This is a genomic window from Metabacillus hrfriensis (genome assembly GCF_030127205.1).
GTDB classification, from domain to species: Bacteria; Bacillota; Bacilli; order Bacillales; family Bacillaceae; genus Bacillus_P; species Bacillus_P dongyingensis.
In genome coordinates this window covers 1,091,293-1,107,929 of sequence record NZ_CP126116.1, presented here as the reverse complement: position 1 = coordinate 1,107,929, position 16,637 = coordinate 1,091,293, and the positions used below count along the sequence as shown (strand labels likewise).

The window sequence follows — 16,637 nt, the reverse complement described above, 5'->3', positions numbered from 1 at the left end:
GGACCAGCAATTTGTGCTGGTCTTTTTCTATACCAGCAGTGATACCGCTAAACAAAATCCTCTAAATAAATCCGCATTTATCACAAGTTTGCCTATCTTTCATACGATATTTTAAAGGTGCAGTACTTTACCTCAAAAAGCAAAGGATGTTGGATATGCCAGCCATAGTAGGAGCATTTAAAGTAAATGCCGTTGGTACGAGCAGCATTGTTCATATCGGGGATGTCATTACCATCTCGCCATACAGCGAAGTCAAAACCTTTGCAGGGGCTGGATCTTTCAATACGGGAGATGGTTTGAAAATTTACAATCAAAATAGTGTCACGAATACTTACGACAACGATACGATTGACCAGCCAATAGCGGGAAATGCATAAAAAGAGGTGAAAACATGAATTTTTACATTAACCAGACAATCCAAATTAATCACCTGAAGGTGGAGGCGGTAAGCAACTCTTCTGTCCTTCAAATCGGAAGCGCAGGTATTATTAAACCGCTGTCAAACCTTTATAATACCGGGGCATTTACAGCACCTGCTCCTGCTGCAGTAAGTCCGGGATGGCAGACTCAAACAGAAGGTCCATTCGTTCCGCTTGCTCCAATTTAATCCGGCATAGGCATTCACCCATTTTTAGTACGGTGCATATAAATAAATCTAGATACTATGTACGTGATTTTATAAGCGGGGTGAATGAAATTGTACTATGATCAATCAATGGTGCAGTGTGTGCAGCATTTATACGGAATTGTTCAGGCTCAGGATCAGAAAATCAAAAAACTTGAATCCGCTGTTTCCGCCATGATGGACGAAATAGAAGAATTGAAAAAGCGCCCTAGTACAACAATTGAAAAAATAGAGTATAAATTTGATCAATTAAAAGTAGAAACGCTGGAAGGCACATTAAATATAGGACTTAATCCAACCGTCCCTGATCAAATTGAAAACTTTGAGGTGGATCAAAGAGGACTTCAAGTTAACCAAGTAAATAACACGAAGCGCGAGGAAGAAATATTTGAAGCTGTTCAGGCGAGGCTGCTTGCTTTTCTGAACGAAGACTGCGTCAAATATATTGAACAGCTCGCTGCACAATATAGCTATGAGCTTGATGATGCGCATAAGGAATTTATCATTGAGGATATCCGCAAGCAAATTGACAGCCGGATCAGATACTACTTAAAACAAAGAACATATGATGAAGCCGTGCCTGTCAGCGCGTTAATTGAGGATATTACATCTAAAGTAAAGCAGGATGTGGAGCGTTCCATTACGCACTTTATCCAAGCCCTGCCAAAAGAAGGGGTCGACAGCAACTCATGAATTTTAACGTAGTAAATAAAGAACTTTCAGTTGGTGCCATCCAAGTGGCCGCTGTTGCAAGTTCCAGCGTCTTCCTTATTGGCGATGTGAACTGCATTACATTGTCATCGGTTTTTGATACGCCGCCTGAATCATTGATTATAGGTCCATTTGTTCCTCTTGCACCGCAATAAGCCGCAATGATCAATCGATTATCTATAGTTAACAAGGCGTATGTTAACTCCATCGGGATCAGTTCGCTTTTTCAGATCGGAGACAGTGTAGATATCGTTCCGCGAACTAACGTCTATGCCGTGCAAAGGGAGGCAGAAATCTTTTTGGGAAACGAGGGTGACTTAAAGCAATACAGCTTTTACTCGGAGCTTTTGCCAAAACCTCTGATCACAGAAAAGATTCAGACCTCTTTTCATCATGAAAATCCAACCATTAAAGTTGGGGCAGTTAAAGTAATATCTATTTCTTCATCTGCTGTTGTTCAATTCGGTTCCACAAACACGATCTCAGCTGAAACACGTGTGAAGCACATCAGACAATTGCTGAGCGGGAATGAACGTAAACAGCCTTAATGCATAGACTGTGAATATGACAGAAAGCCAAAGGATGTTCGTTCATGCCAGCTATTATTGGTCCTATCTGCATTAATTCTGTCGGAGGCGGTGTTGTAAACTTCGGTGACTCGTTTTATCTTTCTCCTAAGAGTTCATCAAAGTCTTCATCAGGTTCTGGCGGGGGAAATACAGGTGACTTTATCATCGTAAATAATATTGTAAGTGCTACGAATTCAATCGATCCTGATTTAAATGATCAAAATATTGTTGGAAATAACTAAAATGACGTGCCTATTAGACAGCACGTCATTTTCATTTTATATTCTTTTCTTCCGCTCATTTGATTTTTTAGTCCTGACAAGTCTTGAAGAAGGCTGCTTGCGGATCCATTTTACATAGCTTGCAAGTTTAGGGTCATTCCTTAGTTCTGTTATTGTATTCAGGCGAATGGCAAGCTCATCATTCGTATACAAAGCATGGATTTGCTTGTGGCACGGTATGCAGAGCTGTGCTGTCGGCAAAAAGGTCCCGCCTTTTTCTTTTGGAGTTAAATGATGTTCTGTCGTTTCTACATCCTGCCGTCGGCATAGCTCGCATGTTCCCGGCCCTTTTTTCGCCATATCCATCCATCCTTTTTATCCCTACATCACTTCAAGCAATACGCTTGTTCCATTTCCAGTCGGCTCAGCAGGCATTACAATAAGCTTCCTCGGCAATCTGGCACGAAGCTCCTGGACATGGCTGATGACGCCTACAGCAAGATTGTCAGACTGCAGCTTTTCAAGGGCTGATATTACCGTTTCAAGCAGCTCCCCATCAAGAGTCCCAAATCCTTCGTCCAAGAAGAAGAACTGAAGCGGATATTCCCCTCTCAGCTGGATTTGAGAGGATAAGGACAAGGCAAGAGCAAGCGAAGTCAAGAACGTTTCTCCGCCGGATAAGCTTGATACAGGACGCCTCACTCCCCCATTTGCATCATCTCTCATAATAAAGCCGCCGCCCGAATCTACTTCAATGGCATAACGCTGTCTCGTCAATTGTCCTAAACGTTCGGAAGCGTCCTCTGCTACCAGGTGAAGCTGTTCTTCTGCCAAAAATTCCACAAAGCCGTTGCCCTTAAAGACAGATTGAAGTTTTTCAAGACGCGCGGCAAGGCTGTCAAGTTCCACACGCTTTTCTTCTATTTCCATAAAGCGTTTATGTTTCTCTTTCAGCAGCTGCAATGCTTTTGCTGCAGCTCCTTTTTCTTCCGCTGCAAGGTCAATCTGTGCCTTGCTTTCAGACTTGAGCTGCTTAATGTCTGTCCATTTTTCAAGGCTGACAGAACGATGATTCAATTTTGTTTCTACACGTTTTAAGTCTGCCAGTACTTGTTTCTTTTTATCCTGATAGGAATCAATTTCATCTTTCATTTTCTGTTTCTCTGCAGATGAAACCAGTGCTTTCACAGCAGCTTCAATATCTGCGAATGGAGTCGCTTGCTTTACCTGATCCCATTTCGCTTTAGCCTGGGCAAAACGCAGCTCTGCATGTTCAAATGCCTTCTCTGCTGCATGGCTGCTGCTTTCAGCCTTTTGAACATCCTGCAGGGCAGTCTGCCACTCTTTGTAAAGATTTTTTTCCTTTTGAACAAGCTCTTCTAATGTACGCTCTGTTTCTTGGAGCAAGGAGGCAATGTCACCGTTTACTGTCTCTTGATTCAGCCTTTTCTGCTTCTCGTCTGCTGCCTGCTGCCTATTTTGAACCGAAGCTGAAAGCTCTATCTGAGTATTTTTGATTTGCTGGGCTTCGTGCTCCAGCTGTTTGATTTGCTTCTCTTTTTCTTCAATAAATTGAACGCTTATTTTCACTCTTGCTTTCAGGTCTTCAAGAACAGCATCCTTTTCACTGATCTGCCGCTGCTTTTCTTCTGCCTGCAGAAAGGAGAGCCCGCTGAACTGCCCGTTCCATTTTTCAAGTCCGGCAAGATATTCTGACTCAATTTGACCATGCTTTTCATTCAATTCCTTTAAATCTTCTTCATTGTTCTTATGAGTATAAAGGTTATGATTGATTTTCTCCTGCCATTCTCTTTCGATGCTTTGAAGCTTTTGAAACCGTTCTTTCGTTTGCAGAAAATCCTGGTTCAGCGCTTTATATTCCGTATGGGGATCAATATCCTGGTTCTCTTCTTCATTTAAAGAAACAACCATCTCCGACAAAAAGGGACAGGCAGAAATCATTTCTCTTGAGAGTTCTTCCCATTTTTCTTTTAAGTGCTGAAGATGCGCGCTGATTGCTGTATCTTCAGCTGTTTTCTTTTCAAGCTCCTCAACCAGTGAACCTGATATTTCTAATAGATCCGTCTCTTTGGCAGGCTCCGGATGATGGGACGAGCCGCATACCGGACAGGGATCGCCATGTGAAAGATGTTTTGCAAGCTCGGCCGCCATTTTCTGATCACGCTGTTTTTCAGCTTTGTTTTTTTCATCCAAAAGGCGCCGTTTGCGTATTTCAGCCTGATGTTGATGCACGTTAAGAAGCTCGCAGCTTCTATGATAAAATTGCTGCACTTCACCGTAGCATTCCTTTATTTTAGTGCCACAAGCCTCGTGCTTCTGTCTTGTGTCCCTCAGCTGTTCTTCTGCATGCTTGACAAGAGCCTCTTTTTTATCCGCTCTCTTCCTCCACTCAGCTAAGGATGCCTCCGTATTAGCGAGGTGAAACCTTTGCTCGGATGCCATCCGTATTTGTTCTCTCTCTTGAACAGTAACAGTATTCTGATCTATTTGGTCTTTTAGCGCCTTTTGCTTTTCAAGCGCTTTTTTCAATAATTCATTTGCCCGCTCCGCTGCTTCTTCCCGCTGCTTTAGATCTTTCGATGCCTCATTAGCCTTTTCCGTCAATTCCTTAATGAAAGTCAATTCATTTTTTAGGTCTTTCTCCAACTCCCTAAGCTGCAATAGCTGTTCTTTTCTCGCCACTAAAATGGGTTCTTCTGCAGCTTTCTTTTCACGTACTTGCTCATAGGAGTTCACTATTTTTGCATAACGGTTCTTGTGCTGCATAAGGACTTGCTGCAGTTCTTTCATTTGTGTGCTGCTGTTGTTCTTTTCTTGTTCAGCTGATTGAAGCGCCTCTGCATATGGCTTGACGTAGTCCGCTTTCTCCGCAGCTTCCAGACGATCCAACAGCGCCGCAATGTCAGTTTTTTGCTCCTCAAGGCCTGACTGTATGCTTTCATACTCTCCCTTTTCAAGCTGAAGCTGCCACACTTCTTCGTACTCTTCATATTGTTTGAGTGTTTGATCGTATTCTTTTTGTCTTTTTTCAAAAAGGATATTTGCCCCTTGCAGCTCTTGTTCAGCAAGATTAACTGCTTCAATTGAAGCATCTCCAAGCCCCGCCTGTTCAGCTGTCAGTTCGTTTTGCTTCCCTTTGGCATGCAGCAATCTTTTTCTGAGCTTTTTAACGAGCTCATCCCCATACTGCTCTAAATGAAACAAACGCTGCAGCATCTGCCTTCTTTCCGCTCCCTTTAAGGACAGGAATTCAGCAAATTTTCCTTGAGGAAGAACGACCGCTCTTGTGAAATCATCAATTGTAAGACCAAGAAGATCATACACTTTTTCATTTACTTCTGCCGCTTTATCAGCAAGAACTACGCTTTCTTCGGTATGCTCCATGATGCGGCAAAGCGAAGTTTTAACACGCTGCTCATCCGTTCGCTTAAACATTCGTTCAACGGAATATCGTCTGGAACTGCTTGCATTCTCAAGTTCAAATGTAAAAGATACGTGAATGGCATTCTCCGCATGATTTAAAATTCCCTGAGTGTTATTGGCTGCCCGCTCTACTTTTCCGTACAAAGCAAGTGTCATCGCATCAAGAATAGAGGATTTTCCGCTGCCTGTCGGGCCGAATATGCCAAACACGCCGCCTTCGCAAAGAGAACTGAAGTCAATAACCTGCTTTTCTCTAAAACTGTGCAATCCTGAAATGGTAAGGGATATTGGCTTCATTCCTTGTCCTCCTCATCTTCGGGCTCATCGTGAATCATGTCCAGAAAGAGTTTCATCGTTTCCTGATCGGGCTGTGCCCCCCCGGTCTGCTGCTCATAAAACTTGGCGAAAAGTTCATCTATAGGAAGATTCGCTCTGCTTTCCCGGCTTTGTTCATTTATATTTTTTTCAAAGACAGGACGTATATGCACAAAACCGGGGTGAGAATTTCGCAATCTATGAATCTCTTCAAGTGACAGCGTATCTTTTAAATGGACTTCTAAATCAATCCAGGCGTTTTGATCTTTTCCCTCATCCAGCCACCGGTGCACCTGGTGCAAGCCTTCTTTAGCTCTCCATTTCACTAATGGTTTTCCGCTTGAGAGCAACACTTCAGAAACTTGAGCCTGTCCTCCCGGCTCTATGTCTACAATGGAGACCGATTTGGCATAGCCAGATTCTGAAAAACTGTAGGCAAGAGGCGAACCTGAGTATCTTGCCATTGTGCCCGCGCGCTTCAGAGTCTGAGGACGATGCAGATGCCCAAGCGCCACATACTGCGCTTTTTCAGGAAGACTAGAAGCTGCTACCGTATATGCGCCTCCCACTTCTATCGGTCGTTCAGAATCAGTGGAGCTTCCCCCTGCTACATATATATGACTCATTGCCAGATTAACTGTATCACTTCTGAACTGCTCTGCCATATATGCGAATAAATCCCTTATTCTTTCATCATAGGAATTTCGCAAAAGAATTTCATCATGACTGTCTGAGAGCACCTCTTTTAATCTTGCTTCTGAAGGGTAAGCAAGCGCCGCCATCATCATTGATTGATTGACAGCCGGCACATCAACGGTTATAACGCCTGAGGCCGGGTATCCAATCAGATGGATGCCCTGTGTATCTGCAAGCGGTGAAGCTGCCTGCAGCCGTTCAGGGTTGTCATGGTTGCCCGCTATCACAACGACAGGACGGCGGCCTATATCTGAAAGCCTCGAAATGCTTTCATAAAAGAGCTGTTCCGCCGCTGCAGGAGGATTCACGGTATCAAAGGCATCTCCTGCCATAATGACCGCATCCGCTTTTTCATCAATAACGATCTGCGAAAGCTCGTCTAAAAATTGGGCCTGCTCGCGCAGACGGCTTCGCCCTTCAAGCGTTCGGCCTAAATGCCAGTCTGCTGTGTGTAGAATCCGCATAGAGATTTCCCGTCCTTTCTATTCATGCAAGCGCCCGTTTAGCTCCGACATACAGATAAGTTTCAGGCAGAAAAGTCCTGGATTGACTTTTTGCCGGATTTATTTTGGCCAAGGAGCTGGGCGATGCGGCTAGACATCAATGCGCAAAAATTTGTACTTTCTTATCTATTAAGAAAAGCGCAAGCATCCTGGTCAGCTCAGCCATTTGCGGATGAGCCGTTCTGACCGGAAAGCCCGGCGCTTGCGCTAGCCAATCTATCAAATATTCAATATAAAAAAGAAAAGCCTTTCTTTCTCATTTGCTATATTTCAAGTACATTTCCTCCATCAAAAAAGTAAAGAATTTTTGATGAAAGAGGTTTCGTCGTTATTTTTTCAATGGCTTTTCCGTAAAGATCAAGCTGAACCCTGTAGCGTTTCGCTAAAATAGGACGTGCCTGCTGAAATCCTCCCGGATACTTGCCTTGAATGGCATCTGTTTTGTAATCTATCAAAACAACACCATCTTTGTCTTCAAATAAACAGTCAATTACCCCTTGAATCAAGACATGTTCACCCATTGCTTCTTCATATAGTTCTTCCGCAGGCAATGCATAACTGAAGGGAACTTCCCTCTCAATTCGGTCTGCTTTTTGAAGTCTTTTTCCGATATCCGTCTGGAAAAAATGAACAATGGAGTCAATCTCAATGCTGCCTGCCTGTTCTTCCGTCAGAATTTCTTTTGTGATTAGCTCTTGTACTTTTTGTTCGGTATTTTTGGACGTTACCGGTTCTCTCAGGTTGAGCTGCTGCATGACAGCATGCATAGCTGTCCCTTTTTCTGCAGCCGTGAGCGATTTTTTCTGCATGAATTTTGGACGATCAAACATAAAGGTGTCTATCTGAGTCCGCAGAATGGTTTCATCACTGTATTCATCTCTGAATTCCTGCTGCCTTTTCACTTCCGATACAGATTGCTTGGAACGGAATACGGTGGCAAACTGATGCTGATACGTCCATGATAACCGGGCTTTTATTTGATCTTGATAATCTGACTGCTGTGCAACAGGTTCAAGGTTTTTCAATGCACTTAGCATTTCCTGATCGTACTTTTTCTCCTCTTTTTGACTGTCATACAGTTCCTCTTCATCCATTACGTTCACTTCCCACCTGGATGGGTGATCCAGAATGAAAGGACTAGTCTCTTCGCTGTTCTCCCTGAGCCTTTCTGCATCCGCGTGCCGGACTAATGCCGGACCGATCCAGTCAAGATACGATTTAGCCTGTGCCCGTTCAAAATCCGGGAGCAGCCACTCCTCTTGTGTCATTGAATTTTGCCAATCAGACAGCGTTTTTCCTGCGTCTTTCAAAGTGCCAACTAAGAAAAGTTTCTCTTTTGCCCGTGTTAAAGCAACATACAAAACACGGAGCTCTTCTGACAGCAGTTCAATTTTCATCTTTTTCTTCATGGCTGAGAGCGGCAAGGTCGGGTAGCTGATTCGAAGGGACGGCTGAATCAGCTTCGTAGCAAATCCGAGTTCCTTATCGAGCAAATATTTTTTATTCATATCCATCATATTAAACTGTCTTGCAAGCCCTGCAACGAATACGACCGGAAACTCCAGTCCTTTGCTGCTGTGAATGGTCATCAGCCTGACCACATCTTCCTGCTCTCCAAGAGCTCTTGCAGCACCAAGGTCATCACCGCGCTCTTGCATGCGCTCTATAAAGCGAAGGAAACGAAAAAGTCCTCTGAAGGTTGTTGCTTCATACTGGCGGGCTCTGTCATAAAGCGCCCGCAAATTTGCCTGCCGCTGCTTGCCGCCCGGCATTCCTCCGACATAATTAAAAAATTTCGTATCCCGGTACAGCTGCCAGATTAATTCGGAAACTGAGCCCATGCGGGCGAGTTCCCTCCATGTTTGCAGCTGATTATAAAATGACTGGAGTCTTCTGCTGAGTCCAGCGTCTTCTATGGATGCTTCTGCTAAGAAAATTTTTAACGCTTCAAAATACGCGCCTTTTTTTGAATACGTCCGGATGATTGCCAGTTCATTTGTATTCAGTCCAACAACAGGCGATCTTAAAACGGATGCAAGCGGAACATCCTGGTATGGATTATCAATCACTTTAAGCAGTGACATCATAATAGCGACTTCTGTTGCTTCAAAATAGCCCCCTGAGAGGTTGGCATACACAGGAATGCCTTCCTGCTTAAACTCCTCAATAATTTGGGGCGCCCATGGCATAGAGCGGAGCAGGATCACAACATCCCTGTATGTGATGTTCCGGGTTCCGCCGATTTTGCGGTCATAAATCTGAAATTTATCCTGAATCATGCCGCGGATTTTCTTTGCCATGACTCTTGCTTCAAGCTGAACGGTCTGAAGTTCTTCGGGATGGAATGGTGCATCATCCTCTGAATCGTCCTCTTCCTCATCTTTGCCGCGGTTTATAAGCAGAAGTTCAGCCCGCATTTTCTCAGAATCCGGATAAGACGCCCCAAGCTTCAGCTCAGCATCAAGGTCGTATGCAACTTCCCCAACCTTCTCTCCCATCAGCTGTTTGAAAAGAAAGTTTGTGCCGTCGATTACTTCTGAACGGCTTCTGAAGTTTTTAGATAAATCGATGCGGAGGCCGCTGTGCTGTCCTTCTTTTGAGAAGGTTTTATATTTGCTTAAAAATAAGAACGGCTCAGCAAGACGGAATCTGTAGATTGATTGTTTTACATCCCCAACCATAAACAGGTTTCCCGGACCCCTTTTTGCTACTAGCTTGAGAATGGTTTCCTGAACAAGATTGGTATCCTGATACTCATCGACAAGAACCTCTTTAAACTGATTTTGATAATCAAGAGCTGCTTCACTTGCCTGCAGATGACCAAGCTCATCAGGTGTTCCAAGAATTTGAAGGCAGTAGTGCTCAAGATCTGAGAAATCAACAATTCCTTTTTGCTTTTTCATTTCATCAAAACGTGCTCCAAACAGCTTCACAAGCCCTGTAAGTGTTTCAATGACAGGTTTTAATTCCCGTAAATCCTGCAAATGGCTTTCATAAGAACGTCCAAACAGCTCTTCCTGCAGCTGTTCAATCTGTTTTTTTGCTGAATTTCGCAGCGCTGTAGTCTGTTCCAGCAATTCCTTGCTGTATTCAGAACCCCTGCATGCCTTTGCCCGTGAAAATGACGTCAGCGCCATTTTCCCCGCCAATTCCTGCCAAGAATCCCTTACTTCAATCAGTTCCTGGACCTGTCTGATATCATCAGTCAGATTTTCCGCACGCGGAGCGGGGCCGCCAGGTTTTTCAGTCAGTGCAAGCGCCCGCTGCAGTTTTTCGAGACTGCTTGTAAGCTGCATGGATATATCTGCTGTAAGATATGGGAAAAATGGCAAGTTTTCAAGCCGTTCTTCTTCGCTGTACATCTTTGCAAGCTCGTCAAGCCACATGGAAGGATTCGGATGTGACCGTGAAAATTGATAGAGTGCACGTATAAGTGTCTGCAAGTCTGTATCACTTCTATCTGTTGTATAGCGGTCTACTAGATCAAAAAAAGCATCATTATCTGCAAGGCTGTATTGTTCTTCAAAAATATCATCGAGCACCTCATCAATCAGGAGCTGTCCCTCTGTTTCATCTGCAATCCGGAAGCCCGGATCCAAATCGATTAAGTAATAGTATTTCCTCACCACATTCAAGCAGAAGGAATGCAGCGTAGAAATCGCTGCCCGATTTAAAAGGGACAGCTGTCTTCTCAAATGAAGGGAAGAGGGGTTATCCTTCAATGCTTTTTCAAGAGCTTCGCCGATCCGGTTTCTCATTTCTGCCGCAGAAGCATTCGTGAAAGTTGCGACTAATAGCCGGTCCACATCGACCGGATTTTCTTTTGAAATGATTTTGCGGATGATTCTCTCTACGAGCACCGCTGTTTTTCCTGATCCTGCAGCTGCTGCCACAAGAATATCCTGCCCGCTTGAGACGATCGCTTTCCATTGATCATCTGTCCACTGGCTGTCACTTGGTTTCGGTATCATTCTCTTCCCCCCCTGCTTCGTTCCGCAATCTAGTGAGAATAACATCATTTTTGTCATCCTTCAGCATGCGGTATTGATTTTCCGCCAATGATTGATCAAATTGACAGACTGACTTAAAGGAGCAAAACGTGCATGGCACTTTCTCCTTCATTTTGTATGGAGCGATGTCAACAACTCCGTTTGTAATATCGGTTCCTATGCTTTGGAAAATGGAGCGCACATGTCCTCGGAGCAAATCAAATTCGCCTTCGCTTGCAATCGCAGAGTCAGACCTGAAGCTGCCATCCTTTTTAAGGCCGGCAGATACAATTTTCGAAAGACCGCTGTCTAATGTCTGATCCATTAACCGTACAGCTTCCTCATCTCCAAGGAGCAGCCCCTTCATTTTGAACTTCTTGAAAATCTCCTCTTCAATTTTATCCTGAGGCAGCTGAGATGCAGTCTGAATCATCGGATCATGCACATGGAAATAAAGCACGCCTGCAGGAGTCGCTTCCACTCCAAGCCAGCTTTTAGAATGTGTAATAATCACATCTAAATACGTCAGCATTTGCAGGGCAAGTCCGTAATACACTTCTGCTAGATTCAGAGCTTTATCGCTTGATTTAAAATCAACGATTCGGAGAAGAACCCCTTTTGAGCTTTCCGCCTTATCCACGCGGTCAATCCTTCCGATCAATTCCATCGTGCATCCATTATCCAGCTGAAAACGGATAGGAGGAAGCGGACCGCCTTTGCCAAAACCGAGCTCAAGACCGGCCGGCGCAAATCCGCTTGCCTTCGCATGCTCGCTTAAGATAGACGATGCTCTCGTTATAATGCTGACAAGCTTTCTTTTTAAATAGTGATGACGGTTTGAGCTTAATAGAATTTCCCTTTGAAGCCTTGGAGCCAGCGTTTCAACTGCATCATGGGAAAGACGGGCACACTGGTCTTTCGATAAATCCTTCCAATCAAGCTTTAATTGCTGCATGCGATCTGAAATCAGCTTTAAAGCAGAGTGAAACATTTGACCGATATCCGGTGCCTCCAAGCGGAAATATTGCCGTTCCTTTAGCTTTAATCCGTGCGTAGCATAATGGGAAAACGCACAGGCCTTAAACATTTCCATCCGCGAAACACTGCCTTGAATGTGCTCGCCGTACAGCTCTCTGCTGATGTCTGATTGCAGCGTTTCTGCCTCGTTTCGGTAAAACAGGCTTCCCACGACTTTCGATAACGTCTCTTTTTGTTCATGCTTGGTAAAATACGTATACGTATCCCACCAGATGGAGCTGATTGGATAGCTTCGTTTCCAGGCTTGAAGCTGGGATGTCAAATAAGATATCGTAACATCTTCATTCACAATGAAGGACAGCTGCTCCTCTTCAGGCAGCTCCTCAGGCTCATTTATAAAGATTTCCGTTTGAATGTCCGGAAATAAATCTCTTAACCTTTTTATGATCATGGAAGGCAGCAAAGCTTTTCCCTCTTCATCTGCAAGAGGATAGGAAATATACAGCTCATGGGATGCGCCAGCCAATGCTAAATAAATGATAAAACTCTCATCTAAAAGCTGCTCGCGCGCAGTTGGCGCAAGCTCAATCCCCTGATGGTGGAGGGACATCCTGTCTTCCTCTGTCAGCACACCTTTTTCCATCGGTCTGGCAGGAAGGACACCATCGTTCGCACCAACAACAAATGAAATATTTACGTTAAGCAGCCTTGAGCGTTCTAAGCTTGCGATGACAACCTGATCAATTGCTGGCGGAACCAGCGCAAACTTCATTGCTTCAAGACCCGTTTCAATCATTTCCGAAAATAGCTTGCGGGAAAGGGAATGCTCATTCATCATCTCAGCAAATTCATCAAGCATTCCTGTTACAGCACTCCATACTTGTGCATGTTCTCTTGCCTCGATCAGTCTTCCCGCTTCCTCAGCTTCCACTCTCAGCTGCTCAAGCTTAAGCGGGATATCCAGATCTTCAAGAAACAGGTACAGAGCCTCAGCCATGCCGATGCCGTTTTTAGCGCCTTTCATTCTTTGAGCGAGTCCGTGAAGCGGACGGACAACCAGATCCCTTAGCTGATTGATCATTTCTTCCATTTCATTTTCTTCATCTGTTCTGACATACTCATCGTCCAGAGAATAGTATCTGCGGTAAACAAAGCGTTCTTCCTTCGTCCATTTGCTGCCCTGAATCCCATATGAAAGCACGTAGTTTTCAAACTGATCCATTTTTTCCCGCATATCCTGCTTGTCGGCATCAAGAGGAAGAAGGAGTTCTGTTTTAATACAGCGGAACACAGCTTCATAGCGCCAGTTGCCATTTAAGACTTCCAGGGCGGATCTGATCAGTTCAATGACAGGGTGATTCAGCATGGAACGCTTTTGATCGATAAAAAATGGAATCTCATAATCTCTGAACACTTGTTCAATTAAGTCCTGATAGTCGCCGATATTCCGAATTAAAACGGCAAGATCTTTATAGCGGTACCTTTCATTCATAACAAAACCGCGGATTTTTCTGGCTATCCCTTCTATTTCTGAGCGGCGGGACGCGGCCTGGGCAATCACCGCGTTTGTTTCTCCTTCGTACGGCTTTAATGGTCTTGACTCAAGATATCGTTCAAGATGGGCAAGAGACGGACGTTCTATAAATCTCGGCATCTCGTTTAATACGAGCACCTCATCCACATCCATCTTTGATTCCTCAGCAAGCATTGAGAGCTTATGATAGGTCATTCCCGTCATTCTGAATAAATGCAGCTCATGCGGCAGATGCTCATGAAACGGCTTGTCCGCTGTAAGTGCAATGGTTACGCTTTTCGCATGATTCATAATTGCCTTGATTACTTCATACTCCTGCGGTGTAAAGCTGTGAAATCCATCTATATAAATATCAGCACTTCGAATATAAGATGATTCAGCAATTTTCTCTGCCAAAAGCTTGAGGTAATCCTCTGAATCAACATACGTTCCGCTGAGTTCAACCTCAAGCTGTTTATAAAGGAGGATAACATCATGAAGCTTATCAGCAAGCGCCTTTTCCTGACGGGTGGCATTTACTGACATCCTCTCGAGCTTCTCTTCCATATCCTGCGGCGTGAGGCAATAGCGCTTCAGTTCTGTAATCATCGACTCAATATGTTCGATAAATCCGCTTTTGCTGCTTGCTTTTGCAAAAATTTTAAACTCCTGCTTATGCTGTTCTACAAGCTTCCGGAGCATCATTTGAATCCCTGTGCCAGAAATATGATAACGGCTGATTCCTCCGGTTTCCTGCAGAATCCTCCAGGCCAGACGGCTGAAGCTGAATATTTGAGCCCGCATCATCCCGCCTAAATCAGGCGTCTTAATCAGCTCATATTCAATGCCAAACGTCATTTGATCCGGCACCAAATAAACGATTGGGTCTCCCTCAGGCTGATCAAAAAGATCCATGCGGATTTCATTTAACAGCCGGTGTGTTTTCCCGCTTCCAGATCTCCCTAAAACAAATCTTACTCCCACATTCAGGACCCCTCTCTTAGAAAAGCGCAAGCGCCTTATTCAGCTCCAGCTTGCAGATAAGGAACCGACGGAAAAGTCCGGGCTGGACGTTTTTTGGCGGAGCCTTTCTGACCGGGGATTTAGGCGCTTGCTTGCCATCATTGATCAAAATTTTATCGTTTCCTATGAAAAGCGCACCGCGCTTTGACCTTACTCTGGGTCTTTAGCCTTTTATCTTTTCTTATCTTTAAAGAATAAAAAGGCATACCATTATGCCTTTTTATTTTTTCATCTATTTCAGTCGTATTCTCTCCCTCTATTTTACTTGAAAAGACATGGGAATACCATTCCCGCACATTTGCCAAGTTTTGCAGAAACAGGAGGTTAACGAAGGCAGAAAAGGGAATAGAATCAATCTGCTTTCATTCTTTTTTTACTCACCGCCATTATGGTCGCAAGCAGCATTATATGCTATTCCGATAATCATGAGGAACTGTTTCAAATGAGGTTTTGTTTTGGAGCAAAGCAGCAGGGTTAACCGGGGTATTCTTCTCGCTCATCAGTGTTAAGCTGATTATAAAATACGGGAAACTGACTATTGTCAGGTATGCAATGATTGGAATGGTCCTTTCATTTACATTTTCACGCCCGAACCTTTACATGTCAGCCGGATTTTCTGTCTTATACACGGCATCGCTTTCTGTTTGTATACCCGCATTCATTTCACTTACCGGCGAATACGGAGGCCGTGGCAGGGCACCTGCCGTATCCCTCTGTTCATTTCTGCTTTTAGCCGTGCAAGCTTAGGCCCTATAATTGCAGGCATCTTCTCTTTTCATGAAATTCTGTTTTTATTCTCAGTCTTTTACAGCATAGCCGTTCTTTTTACAATCAGAAAATAAGCTCATTCTTTCACTTTCCCGATCACATCATCCTGGCTGATCAATCCGAATTGGCGGCTGTCACGGCTTACGAGACGATTATCCCCCAAAACAAAAAGATAGCCTTCAGGAATTGTTTTTCTTCCGGTGATATCTTTTAATGTAAAGTTCCCTGTTAATCTGCCGAAAGGAGTCCCTTTTTTCTGCGACTTCAAATAGGGTTCTTCCATAGCTTTGCCATTCACGAACAGCTTATCGTTTTTATATGCCAGTTCATCCCCGGGCAAACCGATCACTCTTTTGATATAAGCATCTTCTCCGCCTGGTGCTTTAAACACAACGATATCAAAACGCTTGAAATCAAACAGGCGGTGATTTACCTTGTTTATGGACAGCAGATGTCCGGCTGTTAAAGTGGGCTGCATGGAAACACCCTCTACTTTGTAATCAACGAAAACGAGATTTTTTATGGTAATAATGAGCAAGAAAGTGATGACAGTTGAAAAAAACAAGTATCTTTTTCTCATCTTAACTCCTCCGTAAATTTAATGATCTCTTTTCTTCTCAAGCATTTTAACATTCAGGCGCTTTTCGAGCTGCTTGCCGATCAACCACAATAAAAAAATCACAACAGCGGCAATGACAGTTCTTTCAGGCTGCGTAATCATAGCCCGCAAATCGTAGCCGATGAAACTGATCAAAAAGATCATCACAAACTTTCCGGACAGCACAGCCAAACTGAATTGCCAAATACTCACCTTGGACAGTCCTGCTACGATATTAACTGCTGCAGAAGGCGTAAACGGGAAGCAAAGCAGTAAAAACAAAGGACCAAACCCGTGCCTCTCAAGCCACCCCATCATTCTCTGCACAGTCGCGTTCCGGCTGAAAACCCTGAAGAACTTCTCCTGTCCGTATTTACGTATGATCCAAAACAAAATGAGTGCCCCAAGGCAGCTGCCAATCCATGAATAGATAAAACCAAACCACAGACCAAACGAATTAGCATTGGCTACAACAAAAACCACTAACGGCAAAAATGGCAGAAATGCTTCAAGCAAAGGCAGGCCTATGCCGAGCAGCGGGCCAAACGAACGGTAATCTTTGAAAAACTCCATCATTCTTTCCATTGTAAAATAATCCAGAAACGCCTCAAGTTCCATGCGGTAAGCTCCTTATATCTTTATCTATGCTATTATTTTACACTTTTGTGTAAAGACTTTAAACAT

The 16,637-nt window shown here is 44.0% G+C and carries 14 protein-coding genes; 7 read left to right on the top strand and 7 right to left on the bottom strand.

What is annotated here, in order from left to right; genetic code table 11:
* Positions 1-155 precede the first annotated feature (155 nt).
* From QLQ22_RS05500 to QLQ22_RS05475, 6 genes are all read left to right on the top strand, one after another.
* Positions 156-377, top strand: coding sequence for a spore germination protein (locus QLQ22_RS05500; protein WP_223440266.1), 222 nt, complete (start codon positions 156-158; stop codon positions 375-377).
* Between the two features lie 14 nt (positions 378-391).
* Complete coding sequence (locus QLQ22_RS05495; protein WP_284016178.1) at positions 392-607, top strand: spore germination protein GerPB; 216 nt, start codon at positions 392-394, stop codon at positions 605-607.
* A gap of 84 nt (positions 608-691) precedes the next feature.
* On the top strand, positions 692-1,318 hold the full coding sequence (gene gerPC, locus QLQ22_RS05490; RefSeq protein ID WP_252208181.1) for a spore germination protein GerPC: 627 nt from the start codon (positions 692-694) through the stop codon (positions 1,316-1,318).
* Complete coding sequence (locus QLQ22_RS05485; protein WP_223440261.1) at positions 1,315-1,491, top strand: spore gernimation protein GerPD; 177 nt, start codon at positions 1,315-1,317, stop codon at positions 1,489-1,491. The genes gerPC and QLQ22_RS05485 overlap by 4 nt, the downstream gene beginning before the upstream one ends.
* Before the next feature lie 6 nt (positions 1,492-1,497).
* Positions 1,498-1,884: a spore germination protein GerPE gene (locus tag QLQ22_RS05480; RefSeq protein ID WP_252208180.1), complete on the top strand. Its 387-nt coding sequence runs from the start codon at positions 1,498-1,500 to the stop codon at positions 1,882-1,884.
* Positions 1,885-1,928: 44 nt separating this feature from the next.
* On the top strand, positions 1,929-2,147 hold the full coding sequence (locus QLQ22_RS05475; protein ID WP_223440257.1) for a spore germination protein: 219 nt from the start codon (positions 1,929-1,931) through the stop codon (positions 2,145-2,147).
* 36 nt (positions 2,148-2,183) lie between these two features.
* On the opposite strand, the gene QLQ22_RS05470 is transcribed toward QLQ22_RS05475, so the two are convergent.
* The 5 genes from QLQ22_RS05470 to addB form a co-directional block, all read right to left on the bottom strand.
* Positions 2,184-2,486 (bottom strand): HNH nuclease-like protein HlpB, encoded by a 303-nt coding sequence (locus QLQ22_RS05470; RefSeq protein WP_223440256.1) that lies wholly within the window; start codon positions 2,484-2,486, stop codon positions 2,184-2,186.
* 21 nt (positions 2,487-2,507) lie between these two features.
* Entirely contained in the window at positions 2,508-5,867 is a 3,360-nt protein-coding gene (locus QLQ22_RS05465) for an SbcC/MukB-like Walker B domain-containing protein (RefSeq protein WP_284016177.1), read from the bottom strand.
* On the bottom strand, positions 5,864-7,045 hold the full coding sequence (locus tag QLQ22_RS05460) for an exonuclease SbcCD subunit D (protein WP_284016176.1): 1,182 nt from the start codon (positions 7,043-7,045) through the stop codon (positions 5,864-5,866). Before QLQ22_RS05460 ends, QLQ22_RS05465 begins: the two co-directional genes overlap by 4 nt.
* A gap of 302 nt (positions 7,046-7,347) precedes the next feature.
* On the bottom strand, positions 7,348-11,055 hold the full coding sequence (gene addA, locus QLQ22_RS05455; RefSeq protein WP_284016175.1) for a helicase-exonuclease AddAB subunit AddA: 3,708 nt from the start codon (positions 11,053-11,055) through the stop codon (positions 7,348-7,350).
* Positions 11,036-14,548 (bottom strand): helicase-exonuclease AddAB subunit AddB, encoded by a 3,513-nt coding sequence (addB, locus tag QLQ22_RS05450; protein ID WP_284016174.1) that lies wholly within the window; start codon positions 14,546-14,548, stop codon positions 11,036-11,038. The genes addA and addB overlap by 20 nt, the downstream gene beginning before the upstream one ends.
* Before the next feature lie 489 nt (positions 14,549-15,037).
* Here addB and QLQ22_RS05445 point away from each other — a divergent pair, with 489 nt between their 5' ends.
* Entirely contained in the window at positions 15,038-15,334 is a 297-nt protein-coding gene (locus QLQ22_RS05445; protein ID WP_284016173.1) for a hypothetical protein, read from the top strand.
* A gap of 97 nt (positions 15,335-15,431) precedes the next feature.
* Here QLQ22_RS05445 and lepB read toward each other — a convergent pair whose 3' ends face one another.
* Both lepB and QLQ22_RS05435 read right to left on the bottom strand, forming a co-directional pair.
* Positions 15,432-15,935, bottom strand: coding sequence for a signal peptidase I (gene lepB, locus QLQ22_RS05440; protein ID WP_284016172.1), 504 nt, complete (start codon positions 15,933-15,935; stop codon positions 15,432-15,434).
* 18 nt (positions 15,936-15,953) lie between these two features.
* A complete protein-coding gene (locus QLQ22_RS05435) occupies positions 15,954-16,571 on the bottom strand; it encodes a TVP38/TMEM64 family protein (RefSeq protein WP_284016171.1) in 618 nt (205 codons plus the stop codon).
* Between the last annotated feature and the right edge of the window lie 66 nt (positions 16,572-16,637).